This window comes from Metabacillus rhizolycopersici, from assembly GCF_020075705.1.
Genome location: NZ_JAIQUM010000125.1, coordinates 1 through 8898, shown reverse-complemented (window position 1 = coordinate 8898; position 8898 = coordinate 1). Strand labels below are relative to the sequence as shown.

Sequence of the window (8898 nt, the reverse complement as noted above, 5' to 3'; positions counted from 1 at the left end):
AGGGGGCGAACAGTTTAGTTGACGGGGTCGAGCCCCACGAGCAGGTACGTTCTACCCTGGCTACTGTTATAATAAAACCATATAAAAAATGGTCAACCAGAAATATCTGGCTGACCTTATAATACGAACGGGGCAGGTTAGTTTTCCGAAATCATCTCGATAAATAGTCCAACAAATTGGGGGTCCAATTGCTTATCCATACAATCTCATAACTCCTCAATGGCTTCAGCGTGTTCTTGTTTTGATAAGGTCTTTCGGTAGTAATGCATCGAAGGTATTAAGTCGAATTTTATAGTTTTGAATCACGGAATAATTTCAAAAACAGTACCTTGGTTAAAATCAGTCACTTTCATAGAGCCATAAAGCCCTAAATATACTGTGGTTTGATCCAGATTCGTTCCCAAACTAACATAATAAGCTGACCCGGACCCAAAATTATAATCGGTTTGAATAACACTAAAATCATTTAGTTTACAATCTGTTCTTATCCTAGTATAAGCTAAAACCCCTCTAGCCGGAGATTGAGATTCTTCCTTCTGGGCAAGATCGGTAAACACAACACTTCCTGTTAAAGCGGGGATTCTATTCCCCATATAGACTTGCACTCCTGTAAGTGCAGTTCCTCCAAATTTATCGGGCCTTTGATCTTTATGAAAATAACTAGTTACAGGCTGTAGACGCCTTACTGAAAATTTTACTGCTTCATCATAATAAGCAATTGTTTTCTCATCCAAAGTAGGATTTGCAGAGCAGCCCCTTATAATCGGAGTAGGAAAAACACCTTCCCACGCTCGCCAGCCAAAGTTAATAAATCCTTCTTGGTCAGCTTCAGAGTTCATTAAAAAAGCTTGAACAAGCCGGGTAACCGGTATTGGTTTATTCTGACCGAATGAAAAAATTGACTCTACCAAATCCTGTCCGACATTTCCCACATATTTGATATATTGATTATAAAACTTTTGAAATGAAATGCCCGGTATATTCCGAACCCCTTTAGCAATCACCGTAAGTGTTTCCTGAATAGGTACGGGAAGTTCATTAAACCGTGTGACTACGGGTGGATTCTGGATAAATGTATTCTTAACTACATCAATTTCAATTATTTTACCGGCGATTTCCATATCATTCTGGCTTAAATTGAATGGATCATAGCCTGATCCACCATCCCCGGTGGTTAAAATAAGTTTTCCTGTTTCAGGTGAAAAGTTTAAGCTATTGACACCATTATGATTAAAAAATGGTCTTCTTAAGTTTAGTAATGTCCGTCGTTTTTGAGGCCTGCCATTCGATGGTAAAATCCATTCTTCCATAGTATCAATATGATCATATTGAGTTTCTCTATTTATCCACCTTAGGTTTAAAGTTCTTGGATCACACGGGTTAGGTGAAAAAGATTCAGGAAGAGCACCTGGACCTTGTGTTCCAGCTACTGAATAATAAAGATAAAACAGACCGTTATAATAAAATTCGGGATGAAACGCTAGCCCTAGCAATCCCCGTTCATCATATCCACCACCAGAAGCACCTAGTTTTATGATTCGCGGGCGAATATCTAAAAAAGTCCGTATAACTCCGTCTCTTATGTAAAAAATCTCTCCTATCTGGGTTGCAATAAATAATGTTTCTTTTGAGTCACCCGGAAGTATCGCTGTTTTCAAAACAGTCGGTAAATTTACCTTACTTACAATGGGCCGTAAACTAACCTTAACTTTTATCAACAAACTTTACACCCCCTTCTTATTTTTCTTTTATAAGAATATGATTAGAACTGTTTTATTAATACCAAATTAGGGCCGAAGAATCTAACAAGGAATTGACCATTTTTCGCACCAGCGTCGGAGGAATCGGGGCGGTTATAAAAAGTACTATGATTTCATAAATCAGTTATCTATAGTTAAGTTGGATAAACATACAGTGATTTTTACATAAAACAGTGAATAGCATAAGGTTAGTTTAATATTTGTTGGAGGTGGGATTCATGAAGAGGGTAAAAAGTAAAGCCGTACAGTATTGGCAGCATCCTTTCTTTGGAATCAAACACGATCTTATGGAATTGTCACCTACCACAAAACTAATACTTACCGCGGTATTAAGCTCGTTTGCAGCCATATTCCAGTCAGCAGAGGGATATGTGCCCGGCATCGGTTTTTTTGTACTTAATATTAAACCTGTCATTGATACTGTCTATTTATTTGATGAAGTCCTTGATACATATAAACATCTATATAAAGGTGCATTCGGTAAGATTGTTATAAAAGTTTCTGAATAAAGAAAAGTATCAACACTGAAATACAAAAGTCCTTAGGGCATTATTCTAGGGCTTTTATTGTTTATCGAAAAAAAGCCTAATGACTAGAATGTGAAGGATTGTACTTAAATTAACGAGGGAATTTCTTCAAAAACGATGTTCAACAAAAGAGCGCGATTGTTAAATAAATCTCAATTCCTCCTTTATGACACTGAGAGATTTGGAACTATTATTCCTGTAACAACATCCCGTGTATTGCCACATACACTCCGTACATGTGCAATGCGTTCACTATTTGAATGAAAGATTATAAGGATGTAACAGTAAATAAAGAGCCTCTCCATATGGATAGGTTCTTTATTTCTTTTGTGAAAAGTATAGGAGGAAGAGCTGTTGCCATAAAAACAAGGCCATTCTTAATAATAGTTAGTTTATTTATTAAGTCATGACGGTAAGACATTTATAAGCAGAGCGAAAACCAAATCAAGTCTAGGAACAATCAACTTGTCTGAAATAACTGTAAAAATTCTTAAGTCTCGAAAAATAATTAATTCAAAAGAAAGGCTAAGTTTAGGTCCTGTTTATCAAGACCATGATTTAGTTGCATGTACTCAATATGGTACACCGCTTAATCCTGCAAATGTAAGAAGATCTTTTAATAAATTAATTGAGTTAGCTTAATGTATCTAAAATCCGCTTTCATGATTTAAGACATACACATGTAACATTGCTTCTCTTAAAGGGGATAAATGTCAAGGTTATTTCTGAAAGATTAAGACACAGTAACATAAAAGTTACGCTTGATACTTATTCGCATGTTCTTCCAACCATGCAAGAAGAAGTTGCACGTAAATTAGATGAAATCATAAAGTGATTACTATCTAAACAATTAGCCATTAGTCGATTGACCATGACATTACCAACCATAAGATCCCTTGTTTCCCTTCACCTTCTGCCTCTGCCCTCATCATCATTGCCATTAAAGCAACGTCACTGTCCGTATATTTTACCCTTGCCATTTACATCACCTCTAAAAGAATTGTATGAAAAAGAACCATAAAAAAGTCGGCAACTCGCTGCAAAATAAGCAGCATCTACTTTTATCAAACTGTCTACTTTATAGGGCTGAGTTCACTAGTATGAACAAAGGTCTTTATCATGTATCTCCCACGATCAGGTAAGGGTGCGGGTTTTATCTTTTCCTTGTGCTGTTAGGGGATTTTTTATGTGGTAAATGAGGTGCATATTTGTAGTTATAGCCCATGGGTGTTATAAAATTCCAAGAGTGTTTATCCATTTTTGTAGTACAATGAATGATACAATATCTTATGTTTTATTATTTTACGATTCTTTTATAATAATGAAGCAGTAATACAAATCGATAGGTGTGGTTAAAATGCGGAGACTGAAAGGAATAGTCATTATTACTAGTTTGCTAGTAGTATGCTTTAGCCTGTACTTATTTCTTTTCAATTCTAATCCTAATCAAACAAAACAGATAGCTCTAGAAACTTCGAATATAACTGTAACGACAGATGAAGCGATAACGGATGAAGAGCATGCTTCTGAAAATACAGGCCCTGAGAAAGAGGAACAGGATGGAGATGTTTCTAGTGATATAGCAGGTAAAGAAGAGGAAGAAGTCGTAGATGGCGAGAATAGGGAAAGGAGTACACTAACAGAAGATATCGAGGGAAAGGTTAGGAAAGTAGTAGAAGGTGTAATCAAATTATTCAAAAAAGATTTACAAGTCGTGGCAATAGGTGATTCCCTCACTCAAGGTGTAGGCGATGAAACAAAAAACGGCGGTTATGTCGGGATCTTAAATAACACATTTGAAGAGAATAACATAGATATCAATATTGAAAACTATGGGAAAAGAGGAAACCGTACAGACCAATTATTAAAACGCCTGGAAAAGGAAGAGATTGCAGAATCAATTCAACATGCTGATATTGTTTTCATCACAATAGGAGCAAACGACATGATGAAAATTGTCAAAAACAGTTTTACAAACCTCCATGTAGAGCTTTTTAATGAAGAAAAACTAGAATATCTTGAGAGATTAACCGCCATTTTTCATAAGATCAATGAAATAAATCCAGATACAAAAATTTATTTAATTGGTTTTTATAATCCATTCGAAGGTTATTTTGGCGATATTGAAGAATTCCAAATGATTGTAAACGATTGGAATGAATCAAGTAAATCCGTTACAGAAGAATTTGAGAATGTAAGCTATATCCCAACCTCTGATCTATTTAGTAATTCAGACATCAAGCTATTATCTGATGATCAATTCCACCCAAACACAAGCGGATATGAACTCATGGCAAAGCGTATTTTAGAGAACATGGAAGAAGTTAGTGTCGAACAAGAGGTCATGACTGAGGATGTAGAATAAGGATCTCTCATTATTTTAGAAAAGGAATCCTATTTATATAGATTGGTGTTGTCAACCATTTTTTAGAGACAAAAAATAACCCGCCCTTGAGCATAGCAGTGCGATAGGATGAGTTATTTGTCAACATCGCAGATCGCTTTGAATGGGAACCTAGCTATTGTGTGACTGTTTGGTGTTCTAGCACCGAACAGTCTTTTTTGTGTAGGTTGTTGCGAAGATTGAAATAAGATAGACTGAGTGAGATGCATGTTGCTTTAAAATGACATGTACTAATTTTTGAAAATAGGTGGTCAACTAATGGAGAATAACGATATTTTAATTCGATTGAGATATGCATTGGAAATAAAAAATAAAGAAATGGCAGAAATATTTAAACTTGGCGGTGTGGAGGTATCAGTACCAGAAGTAATTCAGATCCTCACCAAGTATGATGAAGATGATGAGAATAACGATCAAATAAAATGTAGTAACAGTATGCTAGATTCATTTTTAAATGGCCTTATTATTTTTAAAAGAGGAAAACAAGAGCCTAAACCAGGACAGCCCAATCCACCTGAACCATCTTCAATGAATCATGAACACGTAAATAATCTCCTTTTAAAGAAAGTAAAAATTGCCATGTCATTAACGACAGAGGATATGCTGGATCTATTTGGTGATGCTGGAATCACGGTAACAAAAGGAGAACTTGGAGCCTTATTACGAAAAGAAGGACATAAGAATTATATGGAGTGTGGGGATAAATTCGTAAGAAACTTCTTAAAAGGACTAGCTATTAAATACAGGGGATGACATGATACATACCGCTCCTTCTGGCGCCTTGTTGAAAAAATAATGCCGGACTACAAGGAAAAACAGGACTGGTTGGCTTTAATAAATTGGAAAATGATTGTTTAGAGGAAAGGTTTAAAGATATGTTGAATCTAAGGAAAACATCATTTTTAGAAAGAAAAAGAAAAAAATAAAAATGTAAGTGGAAAAATTAGATTCGAACTAACAGTCTTAACCGTTATTTCCTAAGTAAAAGAAGCAGGGACATTTTGCTTTTTAATTTTGGGATAAGGGGTTGTCCTGGTATCCCATAATGAGAGGATTTGAATTTGAATATGATAGATAATTTTTGGCGTGATTTACCACGACCTTTTTTTATACTGGCACCAATGGAAGATGTGACGGATGTTGTTTTTCGCCATGTAGTGAGTGCAGCAGCCAGACCTGATGTGTTTTTTACAGAGTTTACAAACACGGAGAGTTATTGTCACCCAGAGGGGAAACAAAGTGTGCGTGGGCGTTTGACTTTTACAGAGGATGAACAACCAATTGTAGCCCATATATGGGGGGATAAGCCTGAACACTTTCGGCAAATGAGTATTGGTATGGCGAAACAAGGGTTTAGGGGTGTGGATATCAATATGGGCTGTCCTGTACCTAATGTGGTACAGAATGGGAAGGGATGTGGCCTTATCCGTCGTCCAGAAGTTGCAGCAGATTTAATACAAGCAGCAAAAGCAGGAGGATTGCCCGTAAGTGTAAAGACAAGGCTTGGTTACACAGATGTAGACGAATGGCACGACTGGCTAACACACATATTGAAACAAGACATTGTTAATCTTTCCATCCATCTGCGTACAAAAAAGGAAATGAGCAAAGTAGATGCTCATTGGGAACTAATCCCGGAGATTAAGAAACTTCGTGACCAGGTGGCACCAGATACACTCTTGACGATCAATGGGGATATCCCTGACCGTCAAACTGGCTTAAAGCTCGCTCATCAATACGGTATTGATGGAATTATGATTGGGCGTGGTATTTTCAATAATCCATTTGCCTTTGAAAAGCAGCCGAAAGATCATAGTAGTAAGGAATTGCTTGATCTCTTAAGGTTGCATCTGGATCTCCATGATAAATATTCAAAATTAGAGCTACGTCCGTTCAAGGCTCTTCATCGCTTTTTTAAGATATATGTCCGTGGGTTTCGAGGGGCAAGTGAATTAAGAAATCAATTAATGAGCACAGAGTCAACAGATGAAGTGCGTGCATTGCTTGATAACTTTGGGTCAAAGAATCTTGATGGAATGGGGGAGAGAAACAGTTAAAGATAATTTATAAAATTCAAAGAAAGTGCGTTCGGTCACATCAAGGGTAATCGGTCGTTCCGTAGATTTTCTTTGTGGGGTCTCGACAAAGTGCATGTCGAGTTTGGGATTGTGGCATTAGCCCACAATATACTGAAAGTAGCAGGTATCTGCCAGCTACTTTCATGGGGAAAATAGAAAAAACACAAAAGGAAGTGGAGAAAAACGACTAGTTTTTCTCCACTTCCCTTATTTTAGAGACTTATAGGACAGCTCTTTTATTATTAGTTTATTTTCAACTTACATATAATCGTAAACAGAATCTTCAAAATAGAGCCAGTGATAATATTCAATCTGTGGATCTGTCATCTCGGAAATTTCTTTTTGATTGAATTTTTGTTTTTCTAATAAATCTTTCACTTTGAATTCTCTTGCTAATTGGCTCATAGGTAAGGCCTCCTTAGGAAGGTTGAGGTTAAAATGTTGTAAGCGTTTTCTTTTGTTGTTTTTATTATATATCTCAAATTGAGATAAAACAAATATCAATTTGAGATTATTTTTTCAGAAACTAATATAGAAAAGTGATTTATTGCTTTTGTTGTTTAAATTCAGCTAAAAAAGTCAGGGTTTTGTTAAAGTTATCTTTAAAAATATGGATATATCTGCAAAGAGTGGTCAGATCTTGTTAAAAAACAGCTGATCATGTATTAAAATAGTAATAGGGACTATTTTTACAAAAACTAAGGAAGTGTCAGCATTGATCCAAGCAAATCAACTAGTCGAATAAGTACCGGGATGGAATTTTAGCAAGAGTTGATGATTCAAAAGTTGTGAAGGAAGTTTATATTTTGACTCCGACGGAATGTTATATGACTAGTGATAAGGATTTTTATGATGTTGGGTTTCATAAGAAGTATAAGATGGGGGCGTATTGTTTTTCGCCGGGGAACAATTTAGAGATATTTGAGGAATGGATTCAACATTTATTTAATTTTAGGGAAACTAGTTAATCTTTTAAATAATTGGTAGGTTAATAATAGAGGGAAGTGAAAAGGAAATGAAGAATAGTTTGTTTAATTTTATTTATCACAAATAAAATTAATACAAAGATATCGTGAACATAAAATCGTGTGCTAACTGCTTACAGAGAAAATATAAAGTAAGTTAACCAACATAAAACACTCACAAATGTTGTTTTTTTCAATGTTTGTGAGTGTTTTTTATTTGGGAAATGAGTACAGATAGGTACCACAGAAATATTTCGTCACAAAATATTTACATTTTTATGTGAAACATACGCTACTCTCTTCTTCATTTTTCTATATATAGTCTATGAAAAGAATTTTCTTAGAAGAAAGGGAAGTGGTTGAAGATGGCAAAATATCGAATGGTGCGTAATGATTTTTGGAAGAATCCGATTGTTTCAGAAGAGATGACTCCGGAGGATAAGTATTTTTACCTCTATCTTCTTACGAATCCACATACGACTCAAATTGGAATCTATCGCATTACGAAAAAACAAATGGCTTTTGATTTGGGGTATTCGATTGAGAGTGTTCATTCGTTAATGGAACGATTTACCCGGCATCACAAATTGATTCGTTATAATCCCAAAACGAGAGAGCTTGCGATTAAAAACTGGGGGAAGGATAACCTACATAAAGGCGGGAAACCGGTCATGGATTGTATTTTATCTGAATTAAAAGAAGTTGAGGATACGTCGCTTATTCGATATGTTTCGGAAACTATTCATAAACAGGAAATTCGTAGCTTATATGAATCTTTTTGTGAGCCTGAAAGGATGTCATTTACCGAGGAAGAGAGCGAAAATGATCCAGATCTAGATGCGGAAGAGGAAGAAGTTGACGATACGTTCATGCATCGTTCTACGATACGTGGGCAAAAAGAAAAAGAAAAACAAAAAGAAAAAGAAAAACAACAACAAAAAGCTTTTACCCCTAGTATAGAGGATAATCCAGATATAGAGGATCAAGCACTAGATCAAAACACAAACGATGTTCAAGAGATTGTTGAGTTTTGGGATAACAATGGATTTGGCTTTTCAAATGTGAATGCGAAACAGCAGCTGCTATCTTGGTTAGATGATTCTAGTTTTCTACAGCCGAAGGAAGTCATCTTAAAAGCCATGACGATTGCCTGTGCCAATAACA

The 8898-nt window shown here is 35.8% G+C and carries 10 protein-coding genes and 2 pseudogenes; 9 read left to right on the top strand and 3 right to left on the bottom strand.

Features of this window, described 5'->3' with window-relative positions:
• Positions 1–302: 302 nt before the first annotated feature.
• A complete protein-coding gene (locus tag K9V48_RS26050) occupies positions 303–1718 on the bottom strand; it encodes a PQQ-dependent sugar dehydrogenase (protein WP_224142001.1) in 1416 nt (471 codons plus the stop codon).
• A gap of 260 nt (positions 1719–1978) precedes the next feature.
• Between K9V48_RS26050 and K9V48_RS26045 the strand changes: the two genes are divergently transcribed.
• The 3 genes from K9V48_RS26045 (at position 1979) to K9V48_RS30040 (ending at position 3122) form a co-directional block, all read left to right on the top strand.
• Positions 1979–2269, top strand: a complete 291-nt coding sequence (locus K9V48_RS26045) for a hypothetical protein (protein WP_224141997.1) — start codon at positions 1979–1981, stop codon at positions 2267–2269.
• A 483-nt stretch (positions 2270–2752) separates the two neighbouring features.
• The gene (locus tag K9V48_RS30045) at positions 2753–2929 is read left to right on the top strand and encodes a hypothetical protein (RefSeq protein ID WP_224141996.1); all 177 of its coding nucleotides are present in this window, start codon (positions 2753–2755) and stop codon (positions 2927–2929) included.
• A 46-nt stretch (positions 2930–2975) separates the two neighbouring features.
• Positions 2976–3122, top strand: coding sequence for a site-specific integrase (locus K9V48_RS30040; protein ID WP_263432957.1), 147 nt, complete (start codon positions 2976–2978; stop codon positions 3120–3122).
• 5 nt (positions 3123–3127) lie between these two features.
• On the opposite strand, the pseudogene K9V48_RS26030 reads toward K9V48_RS30040, so the two are convergent.
• Positions 3128–3267, bottom strand: a pseudogene (locus K9V48_RS26030) (cell wall hydrolase); the annotation flags it as partial.
• Positions 3268–3644: 377 nt separating this feature from the next.
• Between K9V48_RS26030 and K9V48_RS26025 the strand changes: the two are divergent.
• The 5 genes and pseudogenes from K9V48_RS26025 (at position 3645) to K9V48_RS26005 (ending at position 6925) form a co-directional block, all read left to right on the top strand.
• A complete protein-coding gene (locus tag K9V48_RS26025; protein WP_224141995.1) occupies positions 3645–4652 on the top strand; it encodes an SGNH/GDSL hydrolase family protein in 1008 nt (335 codons plus the stop codon).
• Between the two features lie 297 nt (positions 4653–4949).
• Complete coding sequence (locus tag K9V48_RS26020) at positions 4950–5444, top strand: YehS family protein (RefSeq protein ID WP_224141994.1); 495 nt, start codon at positions 4950–4952, stop codon at positions 5442–5444.
• Between the two features lie 12 nt (positions 5445–5456).
• Positions 5457–5549, top strand: a pseudogene (locus tag K9V48_RS26015) (M48 family peptidase); the annotation flags it as partial.
• Between the two features lie 209 nt (positions 5550–5758).
• The gene (locus tag K9V48_RS26010) at positions 5759–6748 is read left to right on the top strand and encodes a tRNA dihydrouridine synthase (protein ID WP_224141999.1); all 990 of its coding nucleotides are present in this window, start codon (positions 5759–5761) and stop codon (positions 6746–6748) included.
• A 9-nt stretch (positions 6749–6757) separates the two neighbouring features.
• The gene (locus K9V48_RS26005; protein WP_224141998.1) at positions 6758–6925 is read left to right on the top strand and encodes a transposase; all 168 of its coding nucleotides are present in this window, start codon (positions 6758–6760) and stop codon (positions 6923–6925) included.
• 102 nt (positions 6926–7027) lie between these two features.
• On the opposite strand, the gene K9V48_RS26000 is transcribed toward K9V48_RS26005, so the two are convergent.
• Complete coding sequence (locus K9V48_RS26000) at positions 7028–7174, bottom strand: BH0509 family protein (RefSeq protein WP_224141993.1); 147 nt, start codon at positions 7172–7174, stop codon at positions 7028–7030.
• Positions 7175–8099: 925 nt separating this feature from the next.
• Here K9V48_RS26000 and K9V48_RS25995 point away from each other — a divergent pair.
• The coding region (locus tag K9V48_RS25995) for a DNA replication protein DnaD (RefSeq protein WP_224141992.1) at positions 8100–8898 on the top strand (799 nt) is incomplete at its 3' end.